This window comes from Rhodopseudomonas sp. BR0M22, assembly GCF_010907035.1.
GTDB lineage: Bacteria > Pseudomonadota > Alphaproteobacteria > Rhizobiales > Xanthobacteraceae > Rhodopseudomonas.
In genome coordinates this window covers 1-14,623 of sequence record NZ_QUMK01000094.1, presented here as the reverse complement: position 1 = coordinate 14,623, position 14,623 = coordinate 1, and the positions used below count along the sequence as shown (strand labels likewise).

The following is a 14,623-nucleotide window of genomic DNA, read 5'->3' as shown; positions in this document are numbered from 1 at the left end:
CTCCGAAGCCGTCGATCCACATCTCCCAGACCACGTTCCCCGTGCCGATGCCGGGCATCAGCGGACGGTAGCGCTCGGGATGCGCGGCCAGCGTCGTCGCGATCTCGTTGTAGTGCTGCATGATCAGCGCGAAAATGCTGTTGGCGTGATCGAGATCGGTGAACGGCGCCGGCTCGTCCGCGTCGCCGCCCCACACGGCCGGCAGCCAGTCGCCGGGCGCGATCATCTCCGGGCAGACCAGCAGCGCGGCGATGAAGCCGTCGAGCTCCTCGAGCTGCATGGCCTCGACACCGATATCGGCGAGTTCGTTTTCGAGCGTCGCGAGATGGGGCGGGAGCTGGGGCATGGGGGATCCAATCAGTGCGGGGAGGAGACGCCTCCAAGTAAGATCGGTAGATTATCCGAACCAACTCTCCGCGTCATTCCGGGGCGCGAGCGTAGCTCGCGGGCCCGGAATCCATCACCACCGGCGATCGTTCTAAATGGCGGACGGATCAACGACTGTGCTTGACCGGTCGCGCAGCGAGTATGGATTCCGGGCTCGCGCTGCGCGCGCCCCGGAATGACGAACGACGGGGTGTTTTAGCGTGGCGGCTTTGCGGGCCCGGCAGCGATCAATCCGCGGATGCGGCGAGGCGGGCTGCGTTGGTTCGCTGCTCCAGCGCGCGGATGACGGCGATCATGTCGTCGTCGCCGAGGCCCAAGGCTTCGGTCTCGGCGTAGAGCGCCGCGCAGTTGTCGATTTGCGGCGAGGCGACGCCGGCTGCGCGCGCGGCCTCGACCACCAGACGGCTGTTCTTCAGGACGTCGGAGATCGCCGCCTGGCGGGCGAAATCCTGCTGCACCCATTTGGCGAGCTTGATCTTCGAGACGTCGCTGGCCATCGGGCCGGCGTCGAGAATGGCGGCGAAGCGCGTCAGGTCGAGGCCGTGGTGCTGGGCGAAGTGAACCGCCTCGGCGAGGCCCGTCACCATGGTGATCAGGAACAGGTTGACGGCGAGCTTCATGCGCAGCGCATTGGGAACCGGGCCGCACGCGAAGACCTCGCGGCACATCGGCTGCAGCAGCGGGCGGACGGCCGCGACATCGACGTCGCACCCCGCCAGCATCCCGACCAGCGTACCGGCCTCGGCCGGTTTGCGGGACCCGGAGACCGGCGCCTCGACGAAGTGTCCGCCGCTCTGCTCGATGTCGTCGGCCAGGGCGCTCGAGTACCCGGGGCGGACCGTGCCCATCGCAACAATCCGGTGTCCGCCGACACGCTGGGCGAATCCGGACGTGCCGCGTGCCAGGACGCTGTCGGTGGCGGCTTCGTCGGCGAGCATTAGGATGACGGTCTCGCAGGCCGCGAACACCTCGGCGGCGCTGCGCGCGATCGTGGCGCCGGCCTCGGCCACCGGCTTGCAGCGCTCGGTCGAGCGATTCCAGACCATCAGTGGCGCGCCGGTGCGGGCGATGTTGAGGGCCATCGGCAGTCCCATCGTGCCGAGGCCGATGAAGCCGGTGGGAGCGGGTGCAGTCATGCGGCGCCTCCTGGTGGGCAATAGCTGTAGGCGGCCTCGTCGCTTGTTAAAATCTGATATATTTGAAGCGGGAGTTCACGGATCCAGATAGATGAAGCCGCAATTCGATATCGAGGCGCTGCGCGCGATGATCGTCGGGGTCGATCTCGGCAGCTTCGCCCGCGCCGCGGTCGAGCTTGGGCGGTCGCAATCGGCGGTCAGCATGCAGCTCAAGCGGCTCGAAGAGCAGGCCGGACAGACGCTGTTCGTGCGACGCGGCCGCGGGCTGGTGCCGACCGAAGCCGGCGACACGCTGCTCGCCTATGCAAGGCGGATCGTCGCGACGCACGACGAAGCGACGCTGGCGCTCGGCGGCGCGGTGGCGCCGCCGACGATCCGGCTCGGCCTGCCGCAGGATTTTTTCGAGGACATCATGCCGAGCGCGCTCGCGGCGTTCACGCAGCGTCGGCTTGGCGTGCATGTCGAAGTCCGCGCCGGGCGCAACTACGCGCTGGATGACGAGGTGAAAGCCGGCCAGCTCGACCTCGCGCTCGCCTTCGCGGCGGCGGACCGGCGGGGGCGTGGCGAACTGCTGGCGACGATGCCGATGCTGTGGCTGGCGCGGAGCGAAGACGCTGCGCAGCAGCACGATCGCGCGAAGGCGCTGCCGCTGGTGCTGTTCGATCATCCCTGCCTGTTTCGTCAGGCGGCTCTGCGCGCGCTCGACGACGCCGGCATTCGCTGGCGTCTGTCGCTGACCACGCCGAGCCTGCCGGGCGTGTGGGCGGCGCTCCGCTTCGGGCTCGGCGTGACGGTGCGGACGGCGTATCGGGTGCCGCAGGGGATCGCTGTGGTGGAGAAGGGCCTGCCGGTCCTGCCGGCGCTCGAACTCCGTCTGCTCAGGCAGGACCATCTGCCCGATGCGGCACGGGAGCTGGCGGAGGTGTTGCGGGCGACGGTGGACAGCCGGGGTGTCGGCGCTGAGCTAACGACACCTGCGCTGAAGCGGGACGCTGCTCGAAATAGGTAGCTGGCTTCGGGAGATGTGTAGTTAGCACAGGGAGTATGGATTCCGAGCTCGTGCGGAGCCTGTCGTCGGGCCGCCCGGAGTGCGGACCCGGTGGCGCGCCCCGGAATGACGAACGTGAGGTTGGAAGCAAACAACAAAAAGCCCGGGATCGCTCCCGGGCTTCGTTGTCTGTAGCGATGGTGACTTCGCTTAGAAGTCCATGCCGCCCATGCCGCCGCCCGGGGGCATCGCGGGGCCGCCGGCGTTCTTCTTCGGCAGTTCGGCGATCATCGCTTCGGTAGTGATCAGCAGCGCAGCCACCGAGGCGGCGTTCTGGATCGCGGTGCGGACCACCTTGGTCGGGTCGATGATGCCCTTCTTGACCAGGTCGCCGTATTCGCCCGACTGCGAGTCGAAGCCGAAGTTGTACTGCTCCTTCTCGAGCACCTTGCCGACGATCACCGAGCCGTCTTCGCCGGCGTTGATGGCGATCTGGCGGGCCGGGGCGGAGAGGGCGCGACGCACGATCTCGACGCCGGTCTTCTGGTCGTCGTTCTTGGTCTTGAGGCCCTTGAGCTGCTCGGAAGCGCGCAGCAGAGCGACGCCGCCGCCCGGGACGATGCCTTCCTCGACCGCGGCGCGGGTGGCGTGCATCGCGTCATCAACGCGATCCTTACGCTCCTTGACCTCGACCTCGGTCGCGCCGCCGACGCGGATCACCGCGACGCCGCCGGCGAGCTTGGCCAGACGCTCCTGCAGCTTCTCGCGGTCGTAGTCCGAGGTGGTTTCCTCGATCTGCGCCTTGATCTGCGCGACGCGGGCCTCGATGTCGGCCTTCTTGCCGGCGCCGTTGACGATCGTGGTGTTTTCCTTGTCGATCATCACCTTCTTGGCGCGACCCAGCATCTGCAGGGTGACGTTCTCCATCTTGATGCCGAGGTCTTCCGAGATCGCCTACGGTGGGTACCGCGCTCTCTGATCGATTGAACCTGAAAAATCCAAACCGCCCATGCCGCTGTGCGGGCCTTGGCCAGGCCGAACCCGCTCTCCGCATGAAGATCGCGCAATGCACGGTTGCGCGGCTGGAAAGCGGACGCGGCGAACCCTCGACGCGAACACTGCCCGCGGGTGGCCGGCGACCGGGCATAGGTCGAAGATCAGCGTTCGGCCGGTGAAGGAGAAGGGACGAAGGCGTGCTGGAGCTGCGTGATGAGTAGAGCGCGATAGCGAATCGCATTGTCCATTCGGTGTAACGGCTGATTACGCTTCGCTAATCCGCCCAACGAATGGAGCAGGAACGCGTCTTATCCCGCGATGCTCGTACTATGTCCGGTCTCAGATCAGCGTGTCTAACAAGTCCCTTGGCAGTTTCGCTTTGCACGTTCATGGCTAACCCAGGTCGTTCGATTAGCGCTGCTGTACTAAAGCCTCCGAACTCTGAGATGTCTTTGGTGCATCATTTACCACCATCTTGCCTCTACCTATAATTGTGTTAATCTTTCGATAAGTTGTATGTTTTGGATACGCAAATGCGCTGGCTTGTCATTTTCGCAATCTCCATTTTCTTATCAAATGCCGCTCATGCGTATCCCGTAATGACCCCTTACGTTTCCGGGTCGGCCTTCTTTGTCGGAGCGAGCAACCCAGATCAAAACTCTTGGCAGTGTTCGATATCTTATACTTTGGAGTACGAGCAGTTCGGTCAGCCCGGCTATCAGCGCTTTAGTAAGACATTTGGATTGGTGCCAGGATTCAACGGCATTGCTTTATATCATCCCACCGATTGGGCGGCCTCCACCTTGAAAGCGACTTCGATTCAAGGTCCGACTTGCTACCAAGCGACACTTTCAGTTTTCAAGAAACGCTTGCAAAGATCGAAGAGATCAGGTGCAGCCTTGAAGGGGCGCTATGTTTTGCTCTTCAGCACGGTCGCAGGTGCCCCACCTACGATCAGATGGTCCACAAGAGTTGACGCTCCAATCCTGCCTCCCAATATCGACGGGAAAGCAAAGAGTTTGGCAGTCAACGACGCTCCTGTGGCGTTTTATGGTGAACCGAATTTTGGAGGCCCGGCCTTGGTCATTACAAGGGGCGGTGGATGTGACGATCTAGCGAATTGCGTCCCAGGCGCAGGTAATTGGTCTGACCGGATTCGATCCGTTCGCTTCCCTCCGCCCGGTGATCCTATTCTATTTTTCGGTCAAGAACTAAGAAGGTAACGGGGGGGTATTTATGACCAGATTGATGAACTACTCTTGGGAAAATTATCGAGGTCAGACAGCTGTCTTGCGCTTTGAATGGTTAAATTCTGATTTGTCGCCTACGGGTCAATCCAGGTCACAGTCCGTCGATGCGAAAGGTGTTTACGACACGTCGTTCGCATTAAATACGTTCGCGTTGGTGAAAGTACTTAACGGAAAACCATCGGGATGGGATCCAAATAGTACGATTTTTGGGTACGGATATCAGCCCGATGGCCGTTTCTTTATCGTTGACTAGTGCCCGATCCAGGTCGCTACTTTGATCAAAGGGCGGGCGGGGCAGTTTACGTTGAAGTCCCTCACCAAGTAACGTGAGCCCGCTTTCGAATTTGACCGCGGTCTAGTCTATACATGTTCCGTCCATGCGCCTGGGTAAGTTTGAGGCCTTGGATGCCGCCAAGACTTAAGGCGGCCGAGCTATTCGCCCCTAACAAAAAAGCCCGGCGTTTCCGCCGGGCCTCATTGTCGTTGCGAAGGTCGGTAGACTTAGAAGTCCATGCCGCCCATGCCGCCGCCCGGGGGCATCGCGGGGCCGCCGGCGTTCTTCTTCGGCAGTTCGGCGATCATCGCTTCGGTAGTGATCAGCAGCGCGGCCACCGAGGCGGCGTTCTGGATCGCGGTGCGGACCACCTTGGTCGGGTCGATGATGCCCTTCTTGACCAGGTCGCCGTATTCGCCCGACTGCGAGTCGAAGCCGAAGTTGTACTGCTCCTTCTCGAGCACCTTGCCGACGATCACCGAGCCGTCTTCGCCGGCGTTGATGGCGATCTGGCGGGCCGGGGCGGAGAGGGCGCGACGCACGATCTCGACGCCGGTCTTCTGGTCGTCGTTCTTGGTCTTGAGGCCCTTGAGCTGCTCGGAGGCGCGCAGCAGAGCGACGCCGCCGCCCGGAACGATGCCTTCCTCGACCGCGGCGCGGGTGGCGTGCATCGCGTCATCAACGCGATCCTTGCGCTCCTTGACCTCGACCTCGGTCGCGCCGCCGACGCGGATCACCGCGACGCCGCCGGCGAGCTTGGCCAGACGCTCCTGCAGCTTCTCGCGGTCGTAGTCCGAAGTGGTCTCTTCGATCTGCGCCTTGATCTGGGCAACGCGGGCTTCGATGTCGGCCTTCTTGCCGGCGCCGTTGACGATCGTGGTGTTCTCCTTGTCGATCATCACCTTCTTGGCGCGACCCAGCATCTGCAGGGTGACGTTTTCCATCTTGATGCCGAGGTCTTCCGAGATCGCCTGGCCGCCGGTCAGGATCGCGATGTCCTGCAGCATGGCCTTGCGGCGGTCACCGAAGCCCGGCGCCTTGACGGCCGCGACCTTGAGGCCGCCGCGCAGACGGTTGACGACGAGGGTCGCGAGGGCTTCGCCTTCGACGTCCTCGGCGACGATCACCAGCGGCTTGCCGGTCTGCACCACGGCTTCGAGCAGCGGCAGCAGCTCGTTGAGGTTCGAAAGCTTCTTCTCGTTGATCAGGATGTAGGCGTCGTCGAACTCAACGCGCATCTTGTCGGCGTTGGTGACGAAGTAGGGCGAGATGTAGCCGCGATCGAACTGCATGCCCTCGACGACGTCGAGTTCGGTCTCGAGCGACTTGGCTTCCTCGACGGTGATGACGCCCTCGTTGCCGACCTTCTTCATCGCGTCGGCGAGGAACTTGCCGATCTCCGAGTCGCCGTTGGCCGAGATGGTGCCGACCTGGGCGATCTCGTCGTTCGAGGTGACCTTCTTGGAGTTCTTGACGAGGTCGGCGACGACGGCTTCCACCGCCAGGTCGATACCGCGCTTCAGATCCATCGGGTTCATGCCGGCGGCAACCGCCTTGGCGCCCTCGCGCACGATCGCCTGGGCCAGCACGGTCGCGGTGGTGGTGCCGTCACCGGCGGCGTCGGCCGACTTCGAGGCGACTTCGCGCACCATCTGGGCGCCCATGTTCTCGAACTTGTCGTCGAGCTCGATGTCCTTGGCGACGGTGACGCCGTCCTTGGTGATGCGCGGCGCACCGAACGACTTGTCGAGGACGACGTTGCGGCCCTTCGGACCCAGCGTGACCTTCACGGCATTGGCGAGAATGTCCACGCCGCGCAGCATGCGGTCGCGAGCGTCGACGCCGAATTTGACTTCTTTAGCGGACATAAGAGGTTTCCCTGAAAGGTTGGAGTTGGCCCTCATCCTGAGGAGCCGCGGCGTAGCTCGCAGAGCGAAGCCGGGGCGTCTCGAAGGATGAGATGTTGCTGTTTGTGGCTCACCCTTCGAGACGCGCCCTTCGGGCGCTCCTCAGGGTGAGGGCCGAAGCGCGACTTAGGCCGCCTTCTTCTTGGCACCGGCGTCGGTGATGACGCCCATGATGTCGCTTTCCTTCATGATCAGCAGCTCTTTGCCGTCGATCTTGACTTCGGTGCCGCTCCACTTGCCGAACAGCACGCGGTCGCCGACCTTGAGGTCGATCGGGATCAGCTTGCCGGCTTCGTCGCGGCCACCCGGACCGACGGCGACGACTTCGCCCTGCGAGGGCTTTTCCTTGGCCGTGTCAGGAATGATGATACCGCCAGCGGTCTTCTCTTCGGCGTCGATGCGCTTGACCACGACGCGGTCGTGAAGCGGACGGAAGTTCATGCAAGTCCTCCTAAGTTTCTGAATTATCTCAGAAATCCGAAAATTAGCAATCGTGAGCACCGAGTGCCAGCACGACACCGACCAGATAGTCGAGGGATTTTGGAGAGACAAGGGCTGCCCGCGAAATTTTTAGCACTCGCGCGGAACATCTGCCAAACACCGTGAACGAGGATGGACCGGTGATCAAGCCCCGACTGTCCCATGGGCCGGAGGGCCTGTTAGCACTTCGAGTAAGTCGCTGCTAACGCTGTATTTTTCTGCATCTGCCGTCGATTTTGCACTTGAGATGCCTGGCCCGGTTGCGTCACATTTTCAGTTGCGCGTTGGCCGGCAAGTGGAGACCGGAACCGGCCACCGCGGGGACAGCAGACGGAAGGACGGCATTCCCATGCAATCCCGGTCGTCACTGTTGCGGAATGCTGGTTCGGGAAGGAGGATTTATGGTCGAACGAGGTGCAGTTTCTGAAGACTTCAGGAAGCAGGTGCTCGGCTACGGTCTGACGACGGCCGAGATTCTTTACCGCCGCCCCGACCGGCAATGGCTGCTGCAGAGCTATACGTGGCAGGACTACGATCTGGCTCCGGATTTTCCTGCCCTGAACGACTTTCTCAGCTTCTGGAAGAAGGAGCTCGAGGGGCCGCTGTTCGCGGTTACGGTCGCGCACTCCAAGCTGATCAAGCCGGCCGAGCTGCGCGCGGTCGACGGCGTCTTCAGACTGCACTGACTTCGCTATCGCCGGTCGGCGGTCACTTCGTCGGCCGGCAGCGGATAGGCGGACCATTGACGGGTGCTGCGGTCGTAGCGGCACAGCGCCACGTCGAGGCTCGTCGCGGCGATCCAGAGCCGCACAGCCTTGTCGTAGTCGATTGTTGGGTCGTTGAGCCGCCACCCTAGCGGCGCCCAGCCGGAGTCGCCGTTCAGCGTCGGCAGGCCGAGCTTGGCGGAGATCCACATCGCGTCCCATTGCTTGCCATCCGATGGCGTGCCGGCATCCACCATGAACGCGCCGCACTGCGGCGGCGCTGCCGGGACTGAAGCCAGCCGCGCGAGCTCGTCGCGGCGCGCCAGGCCGGCGGGCTGCAGGTTGATCTGCTCGATCAGACACAGCGCCACGACCACGCCGGCGATCAGCCTGCGCCGGGTGCCGGCCGCGCGGGGGGCGCAGTCGAGCCAATATTGCAGCAGTACGACCAGCCCGGCGACGATCCATAGATTGACCAGCAGCTGGATGCGGTCGCCGGCGCGGATCGCCACGGCGCCCGGCGCCAGATGATAGGGCAGCCAGAACGCGCTGAACGTCCCGACCCGCAGAGTCACCAGCCACGACAATCCCCACACCGCGACGCAGACGCTCGCGAACTGGAGCTGCCAAGGCATCGGGCGCCCCGGCGCGGCGCGGCGCAGCCGCAGCAGCAGAATCATCAGCGCGGCAGTCATGAGCGGCGTGACGGCCAATGCGCGCTCGTGCTGGGCCTCGCCGATCAGCCGCTCGACCAGCCAGCCCCACATCAGGTTGCGGAGGCCGACGTTGATCAGGTCGGTCGGAAACGGTGCAAAGCCGACATAGTCGCGGAACGATCGCCCGGCATGCTGCTGCAACGCAGGCAGGTAGATCATCATCAGCGGTATCGCCCCGATCGCAAAGCCGGCGATCGCTGCTCCGATCAGAGCTGCGCAGGAGCCGGGGTGTCGCCGGAGCAACGCGATCGCCTCGCGGCCACGGAGCATCGCGAGGGTGCCGAGGCCGAACAGCAGCGTCAGTGCGAACAGCCACGCCACGTAAAACGAAGTTGCGAACAGCAGGCCGTAGCCAAGTCCGAAGCCGCCGGCTCGCAGGAGCGACCATTTGGTCCAGCGCGGGAAATCCTCGACCGCCCACAGCACCAGCAGCACCAGGCATGGCACGTAGTACAACGCAAAGAAATTCGGATGCGCCTCCGCAGTCTTGAACATCAGATTGCTGGGAAAGGTCGCCAGCACCGCAGCGCAGATCGCGAACGTTGGCCCGAGCCGCAGGTAGCGGAGCCCGATCATGAAACTCGCCGTGAAGCAGCACAGCGACAACGCGATGGCGAGAATCTGCGAGGCGAGGAATGGATCGAGTCCGAGTTCGCGTAGTCCCGCATAGGGCAGGGCGTCGAGCAGAAACGCATCGGTGTAACCGAGGACGTTCGGCTGAGGAAAATAGAACGCCGGCGACAGCGGTTCGGTGCGTCCCATCAACGCGGCGAACAGGTGTTCGTGCAGATATGCTATCAGCCGGCCGTCGCCGTTGTTGCCGAATATCATGGCGAACGATGTCAGTAGGCTGGAGCGAAAGGCGACAGCGGCGGCGGCAAACCAGGCCGCCAGGGCCGCGATCAGGATGGGTGGCGTCGGCGCGGTCGCGTGGTCGCGCAAGGAACAGGACGGCAAAAATGTCTCCAGAGACGATTACGTTTCTCTCTGGGCGACGAATCTATTCGAGTGATGCCGATCGGAGTGTTTCCAGAAGTTCAGATCAAAAGATCGACCGCGGTCAGTTCGCGCCTAGTTTGCGGGTGCGGATGAGCGAGTGGAACTGGATTAGCAACGTACTGCTTCCAAATGTTGCTGAAGCTGCCGCCGGATTGGCTCTGGTTATCAGATGAGATGTTTGCCGGAGGCGCCGAATCGGCGGCTCACGTCATAACCCCGACAACGGCCCCCATCAGGCAGGTTGTAATCGTGCCCGATACGATTGACCTGAGACCGAGCGCGGCGATCTCTTCGCGGCGCTGCGGGGCCATTGCGGTCAGGCCGCCGAGCATGATGCCGAGGCTGCCGAAATTGGCGAAGCCGCACATCGCGTACAGCATGATCAGCTTCGAACGCGGGTCGAGCGCGTCCGGCGCCAGCTTCGCCAGCTCGACATAGGCGATCAGCTCGTTGAGCACGGTCTTGATCCCCATCAGCGAGCCGGCGGTGACCGCCTGATCCCATGGCAGGCCGAGCAGCCAGCACACCGGCGCCATCAGGTAGCCGAGCATCCGCTGCAGCGTGATGGCCTCGCCGCCGAGATGCGGCAGTAGGCCGAGCGCCGCGTTGGCGAGATACACCAGCGCCACCAGCACGATCAGCATCGCGATGATGTTGAGCAGCAGGTCGAGCCCGGCCGTGGTGCCCTTGACGATGGCGTCCATGCTGCTGACGGCAATCTGGCCGGGATCGGCGAGTTCGCCGCCGGTGGCGCGCGGCTCGGTTTCCGGCACCATGATCAGGCTCACCAGGATCGCGGCCGGCGCGCCGAGCACCGAGGCGATGACGAAGTGCGCGGCGGCGTCGGGCAGCACCGGCGCCAGCAGCGTGGCGTACAGCACCAGCACGGTGCCGGCGATGCCGGCCATGCCGCCGGTCATCACAAGGAATAGCTCGCTGCGGGTGAGTTGCGCCAGATACGGGCGAATGAACAGCGGTGCTTCGACCATGCCGAGAAACACGTTGGCTGCGGTCGAGAGCCCGACCGCGCCGCCGACGCCGAGCGTGCGCTCGAGCAGCCACGCCATGCCGCGCACCACCGGAGGCAGGATCCGCCAGTAGAACAGCAGCGTGGTGAGGACGCTCATCACCAGCACCACCGGCAGTGCCTGGAACGCGAGGATGAAATCGGCCCCCGGTGCCTTGATGTCGAATGGTGCCGGCGCGCCGCCGAGATAGCCGAACGCGAACGAGGTGCCGGCCCGGCTCGCCGCCGAGATCACCCCGACTGCATCGTTGATCGCGCCGAACGCCCGAGCGGCACCGGGTAGCTTGAGCATCGCCACCGCAGTCAAAAGCGTGATGCCGAGCCCGATGGCGACTTGTCGCACCGACACGCGGTCGCGATTCTCGCCGAATGCCCACGCGAGCATCAGCAGCGCGAATACGCCGAATCCGGATTGCAGTTGAAGCATGTCGTCCCCCGAGCCGAAGCCGATGGGTAGGCCAGGGTAGGGCGCGCTGGCAAGTCGACTAAAGCGCGGGCCACTGGGGCGCGGCCGTCATCGCGGCTTCGTCGAGGGCGGCGACAGTGCGGCCGAACGGGTTGTGCTAGACAAGGCCGATACCTCGGACTGCGCGATAGTGGATTGAACATGAGCGAGCGGATTATCGTCACCTATCAGGTCGCCTCGGCGCCGGCGGAGATCGCTGCCCGGGCCGAGGCGCTGGCGATCGAGCAGAGCGTCGAGTGTCCGCTGGCGGCGGTGACGGAGCAGCGGATCCGCGACGAGATCGTCGGCCGGGTCGAGGCGATCAGGCCGATCGGCGAGGCTCGCTTTTCGGTGCAGGTCAGCTTGGCGAGCGCGACCGCGCCGGCCGAGCCCGGACAGCTGCTCAACATGCTGTTCGGCAACAGTTCGATCCAGCCCGACGTGACGCTGGCCGATGTCGAACTGCCGCCGGCCTATCCGGCTACCTTCGGTGGGCCGAGGCTCGGCATCGCCGGTCTTCGCGCCAAGCTCGGCACGCCGCGGCGGGCGCTGACTGCGTCGGCGCTGAAGCCGCAGGGGCTGACGCCGGAGGCGCTGGCGGGGCTCGCGCATCGGCTGGCGCTCGGCGGCATCGATCTGATCAAGGACGACCACGGCATCGCCGACCAGGCGTTCAGCCCGTTCGCCGCGCGGATCCCGGCGGTGGCACGCGCGGTGCGTGAGGCTTGCTCCGTTCGCGGCGCCGCCACGCTGTATGCGCCGCACGTCTCCGGCTCGCTCGACGACATGCGGCGGCAGCTCGACATCGTTCGGCGCGAAGAGCTGTCGGCGGTGATGCTGATGCCGATGATCGTCGGGCTCGCCAATTTCCACCTGATCGCCAAGGAGGCGGAGGGGCTGATCGTGCTGGCGCATCCGTCGCTGGCGGGGGCGCAGCGGATCGCGCCGGATCTGCTGCTCGGCAAACTGTTCAGGCTGCTCGGCGCCGACGCGACCATCTTCCCGCATCACGGTGGCCGGTTCGCCTACACGCCGGAGACCTGTAGCGCGCTGGCGGATGCGGCGCGGAGCGATTGGTACGATCTGAAGCCGTGCCTGCCGGTGCCGGCCGGCGGCATCGCGATTGATCGCATCCAAGAGCTGCTGGCATTCTACGGCTCCGACGTCATGCTGCTGATCGGCGGCAGCCTGCTGGCGGCCGGCGAGCAACTGACCGAGCAGGCGGCGCGGTTCACCGCGGAGGTGGCAAGCCATGGCCAATGACGATTCAGCAGCGCCGCATCCGACCGCGGGCGAGCGCCCGGGTGTGCGCGCGCAGACCGCACCGGGCCGCTGGGATGGCGTCGCGGTGATGCCGTACAAGCAGACCGCCGAGGCGCCGTTCCAGGACGTCTCGCGGCAGCTTCTATTCTCGGATCCAGATCTCGCCTGCGAGTGGCGCTACTTCGAAGTGGACAAGGGCGGTTACTCGACGCTGGAGCGTCACGCCCATGTGCATGCGGTGATGATCCATCGCGGGCGCGGGCAGTGCCTGGTCGGCGACGATATCAGCGATGTCGGGCAGGGCGATCTGGTGTTCATCCCGCCGATGACGTGGCATCAGTTCCGCGCCAACCGCGACGACTGCCTCGGTTTTCTCTGCGTCGTCAACGTCGCGCGTGACCGGCCGCAATTGCCGACGGCGGACGATCTTGCGGAGCTGCGTAAGAACGAGCGGATCGCCGACTTCATTCGCACCGGTGGGGAGTAGCTGCACGTCAGCGTGGAGCGATCTCGACCGTGACGGTGTGGCGCTGTGCCGGAGCTTGGTTCTCCCAGTCCCGTAAGTAGTCGAACACTGCGGTGGCTGTGCCGTCCTTGCGGGCGATGATCCGGAACGACCGGGTGCCGGGGACGCCGACCATCGGCTGGTGCACGACATCGCCGCCGCCCTGGCGGTAACCGGCATCGGATATCTCGATCAGGTCGAGATTGCGGCTCGCTTTGGTGTCGAGATGCCAGCGATAGCCGGTCGACGGATTCTCTTTTAGGCTGAAGGTGGCTTCGCCGCCGACCGCGAGACGCAGTGTCTCGGCAGTGTCGTCGGCCCGCGGCGGCGCGACGCCTGCAACCAGCGCAATGCCGGCCAGCATGCCGAGCAGTCCCCATCGCCGAAAGGTCATGAACCGTGTCCGCATGTTAGCCCCCCTGGAACGGCGCGGCTCACCCCCGGCCGACGAACGGCATTTTGGTCGCCATCACCGTCATGAACAACACGTTGGCATCGAGCGGCAGGCCGGCCATGTAGGCCACCGCGTCGCCGACCGCCTTGGCGTCCATCCGCGGCTCGTGCTTGACCGATCCGTCCGGCTGCAGAACGCCGGGACCTTCGACCATGCGATCCGTCATCGGGGTGGCGGCGTTGCCGATGTCGATCTGGCCGACCGCGATGTCGTAGGCGCGGCCGTCGAGATTGCTGGCCTTGGTCAGCCCGCTGATGGCGTGCTTGGTCGCAGTGTAGGCAGACGAAAACGGCCGGGGCGCGTGCGCCGAGATCGAGCCGTTGTTGATGATGCGACCGCCGCGAGGGGTCTGATCCTTCATGATCCGGAACGCGTGCTGGGTGCACAGGAAGGGAGCGGTGAGGTTGGTCGTCACAACCGCCTGCCACTGCTCCAGCGGCAGATCCTCGAACGGCACCGGCGGCGCGCCGATGCCGGCATTGTTGAACAGCACGTCGAGCCGGCCGTAGCGCCGCACGGTGGTGTCGAACAGCGCGGCGATCGACGCCGGATCGGCCATGTCCGCGACCACGGGCAGGCTGTCGCCGAACTCGGCGCCGAGCTTCTGGGTTTCCTGCAGCAGTTGCAGCCGGCGCCCGGCCAGCACCACGGTGAATCCGGCCTGCATCAGCGCCAGCGCCGCGGCACGGCCGACACCGGTCCCGGCGCCGGTGACGAGGGCGATCTTGGTGGTGGCGTTCGCCATAGTGGTCCTCCCTGGAAGTTGTTGCTCGTTACAGTCTGCGCTGCATGTAGCACGCTTCGGCGTCGTAGCTCTTCAGCTTGGCGTCGAGCGCTGGATCGGCGAGGCGGGCAAAGCCCTGCCGCTGCCAGAACTGCACCGTTCCGGACAGCGCCACAAGCGTGACGTTGTCGGCGATGCCGGCGGCATGGCGCACCAGCGTCGCGATCACCGCAGAAGCCGCGCCGCCGCCGCGCGCCTGCGGCAGCAGCGCGATGTCGTGCAGATAATAGGTCGAGGCCGGCTCCGGGACGCTGCCGAGCCGGGCGTTCAAGGCGGGCGGCTGCTTCAGATGCCAGGGATGGCTGATC

Annotated in this window: 13 protein-coding genes and 1 pseudogene; 4 read left to right on the top strand and 10 right to left on the bottom strand. The window is 64.7% G+C overall.

Going from position 1 to position 14,623, the window contains the following annotated elements; translation table 11 throughout:
* A partial coding sequence (locus DY468_RS22805; RefSeq protein ID WP_164607654.1) for a UPF0149 family protein occupies positions 1 to 346 on the bottom strand: 346 nt, incomplete at its 3' end.
* A gap of 268 nt (positions 347 to 614) precedes the next feature.
* Positions 615 to 1,523 carry an NAD(P)-dependent oxidoreductase gene (locus DY468_RS22800; protein WP_164607652.1) on the bottom strand — a complete coding sequence of 303 codons (909 nt, stop codon included), beginning with the start codon at positions 1,521 to 1,523 and terminating at the stop codon, positions 615 to 617.
* Between the two features lie 91 nt (positions 1,524 to 1,614).
* Between DY468_RS22800 and DY468_RS22795 the strand changes: the two genes are divergently transcribed.
* On the top strand, positions 1,615 to 2,532 hold the full coding sequence (locus DY468_RS22795) for a LysR family transcriptional regulator (RefSeq protein ID WP_164607651.1): 918 nt from the start codon (positions 1,615 to 1,617) through the stop codon (positions 2,530 to 2,532).
* Positions 2,533 to 2,721: 189 nt separating this feature from the next.
* Here DY468_RS22795 and DY468_RS22790 read toward each other — a convergent pair.
* From DY468_RS22790 to groES, 3 genes and pseudogenes are all read right to left on the bottom strand, one after another.
* Positions 2,722 to 3,465, bottom strand: a pseudogene (locus DY468_RS22790) (TCP-1/cpn60 chaperonin family protein); the annotation flags it as partial.
* Between the two features lie 1,793 nt (positions 3,466 to 5,258).
* Positions 5,259 to 6,899, bottom strand: coding sequence for a chaperonin GroEL (gene groL / locus DY468_RS22785; RefSeq protein WP_164607649.1), 1,641 nt, complete (start codon positions 6,897 to 6,899; stop codon positions 5,259 to 5,261).
* A 165-nt stretch (positions 6,900 to 7,064) separates the two neighbouring features.
* Positions 7,065 to 7,379, bottom strand: a complete 315-nt coding sequence (gene groES, locus DY468_RS22780) for a co-chaperone GroES (RefSeq protein WP_013503045.1) — start codon at positions 7,377 to 7,379, stop codon at positions 7,065 to 7,067.
* Between the two features lie 440 nt (positions 7,380 to 7,819).
* Between groES and DY468_RS22775 the strand changes: the two genes are divergently transcribed.
* Positions 7,820 to 8,104, top strand: a complete 285-nt coding sequence (locus DY468_RS22775) for an usg protein (RefSeq protein WP_164607647.1) — start codon at positions 7,820 to 7,822, stop codon at positions 8,102 to 8,104.
* Positions 8,105 to 8,109: 5 nt separating this feature from the next.
* Here DY468_RS22775 and DY468_RS22770 read toward each other — a convergent pair whose 3' ends face one another.
* Both DY468_RS22770 and DY468_RS22765 read right to left on the bottom strand, forming a co-directional pair.
* The gene (locus tag DY468_RS22770; RefSeq protein WP_164607646.1) at positions 8,110 to 9,795 is read right to left on the bottom strand and encodes a hypothetical protein; all 1,686 of its coding nucleotides are present in this window, start codon (positions 9,793 to 9,795) and stop codon (positions 8,110 to 8,112) included.
* A 245-nt stretch (positions 9,796 to 10,040) separates the two neighbouring features.
* Positions 10,041 to 11,291, bottom strand: coding sequence for a NupC/NupG family nucleoside CNT transporter (locus tag DY468_RS22765; RefSeq protein WP_164607644.1), 1,251 nt, complete (start codon positions 11,289 to 11,291; stop codon positions 10,041 to 10,043).
* A 180-nt stretch (positions 11,292 to 11,471) separates the two neighbouring features.
* Here DY468_RS22765 and DY468_RS22760 point away from each other — a divergent pair, with 180 nt between their 5' ends.
* Positions 11,472 to 12,572 carry a RuBisCO large subunit C-terminal-like domain-containing protein gene (locus tag DY468_RS22760; protein WP_164607642.1) on the top strand — a complete coding sequence of 367 codons (1,101 nt, stop codon included), beginning with the start codon at positions 11,472 to 11,474 and terminating at the stop codon, positions 12,570 to 12,572.
* Positions 12,562 to 13,059 (top strand): cupin domain-containing protein, encoded by a 498-nt coding sequence (locus DY468_RS22755; protein WP_164607640.1) that lies wholly within the window; start codon positions 12,562 to 12,564, stop codon positions 13,057 to 13,059. Before DY468_RS22760 ends, DY468_RS22755 begins: the two co-directional genes overlap by 11 nt.
* Positions 13,060 to 13,066: 7 nt before the next feature.
* On the opposite strand, the gene DY468_RS22750 is transcribed toward DY468_RS22755, so the two are convergent.
* The 3 genes from DY468_RS22750 to DY468_RS22740 all read right to left on the bottom strand — a co-directional run.
* Positions 13,067 to 13,471, bottom strand: a complete 405-nt coding sequence (locus DY468_RS22750; protein WP_230761569.1) for a protease inhibitor I42 family protein — start codon at positions 13,469 to 13,471, stop codon at positions 13,067 to 13,069.
* 40 nt (positions 13,472 to 13,511) lie between these two features.
* Positions 13,512 to 14,276, bottom strand: a complete 765-nt coding sequence (locus DY468_RS22745) for an SDR family oxidoreductase (RefSeq protein WP_164607636.1) — start codon at positions 14,274 to 14,276, stop codon at positions 13,512 to 13,514.
* Positions 14,277 to 14,304: 28 nt separating this feature from the next.
* Positions 14,305 to 14,623, bottom strand: a 319-nt coding sequence (locus tag DY468_RS22740) for a GNAT family N-acetyltransferase (RefSeq protein WP_164607634.1), incomplete at its 5' end; no start/stop codon positions are given.

What these genes read in the sequence shown, in the direction of transcription:
- groL (WP_164607649.1), bottom strand. Translation starts at nt 6,899, where the DNA reads ATGTCCGCTAAAGAAGTCAAATTCGGCGTCGACGCTCGCGACCGCATG.
- DY468_RS22765 (WP_164607644.1), bottom strand. Translation starts at nt 11,291, where the DNA reads ATGCTTCAACTGCAATCCGGATTCGGCGTATTCGCGCTGCTGATGCTC.
- DY468_RS22750 (WP_230761569.1), bottom strand. Translation starts at nt 13,471, where the DNA reads ATGACCTTTCGGCGATGGGGACTGCTCGGCATGCTGGCCGGCATTGCG.
- DY468_RS22800 (WP_164607652.1), bottom strand. Translation starts at nt 1,523, where the DNA reads ATGACTGCACCCGCTCCCACCGGCTTCATCGGCCTCGGCACGATGGGA.
- groES (WP_013503045.1), bottom strand. Translation starts at nt 7,379, where the DNA reads ATGAACTTCCGTCCGCTTCACGACCGCGTCGTGGTCAAGCGCATCGAC.
- DY468_RS22745 (WP_164607636.1), bottom strand. Translation starts at nt 14,276, where the DNA reads ATGGCGAACGCCACCACCAAGATCGCCCTCGTCACCGGCGCCGGGACC.
- DY468_RS22795 (WP_164607651.1), top strand. Translation starts at nt 1,615, where the DNA reads ATGAAGCCGCAATTCGATATCGAGGCGCTGCGCGCGATGATCGTCGGG.
- DY468_RS22775 (WP_164607647.1), top strand. Translation starts at nt 7,820, where the DNA reads ATGGTCGAACGAGGTGCAGTTTCTGAAGACTTCAGGAAGCAGGTGCTC.
- DY468_RS22760 (WP_164607642.1), top strand. Translation starts at nt 11,472, where the DNA reads ATGAGCGAGCGGATTATCGTCACCTATCAGGTCGCCTCGGCGCCGGCG.
- DY468_RS22755 (WP_164607640.1), top strand. Translation starts at nt 12,562, where the DNA reads ATGGCCAATGACGATTCAGCAGCGCCGCATCCGACCGCGGGCGAGCGC.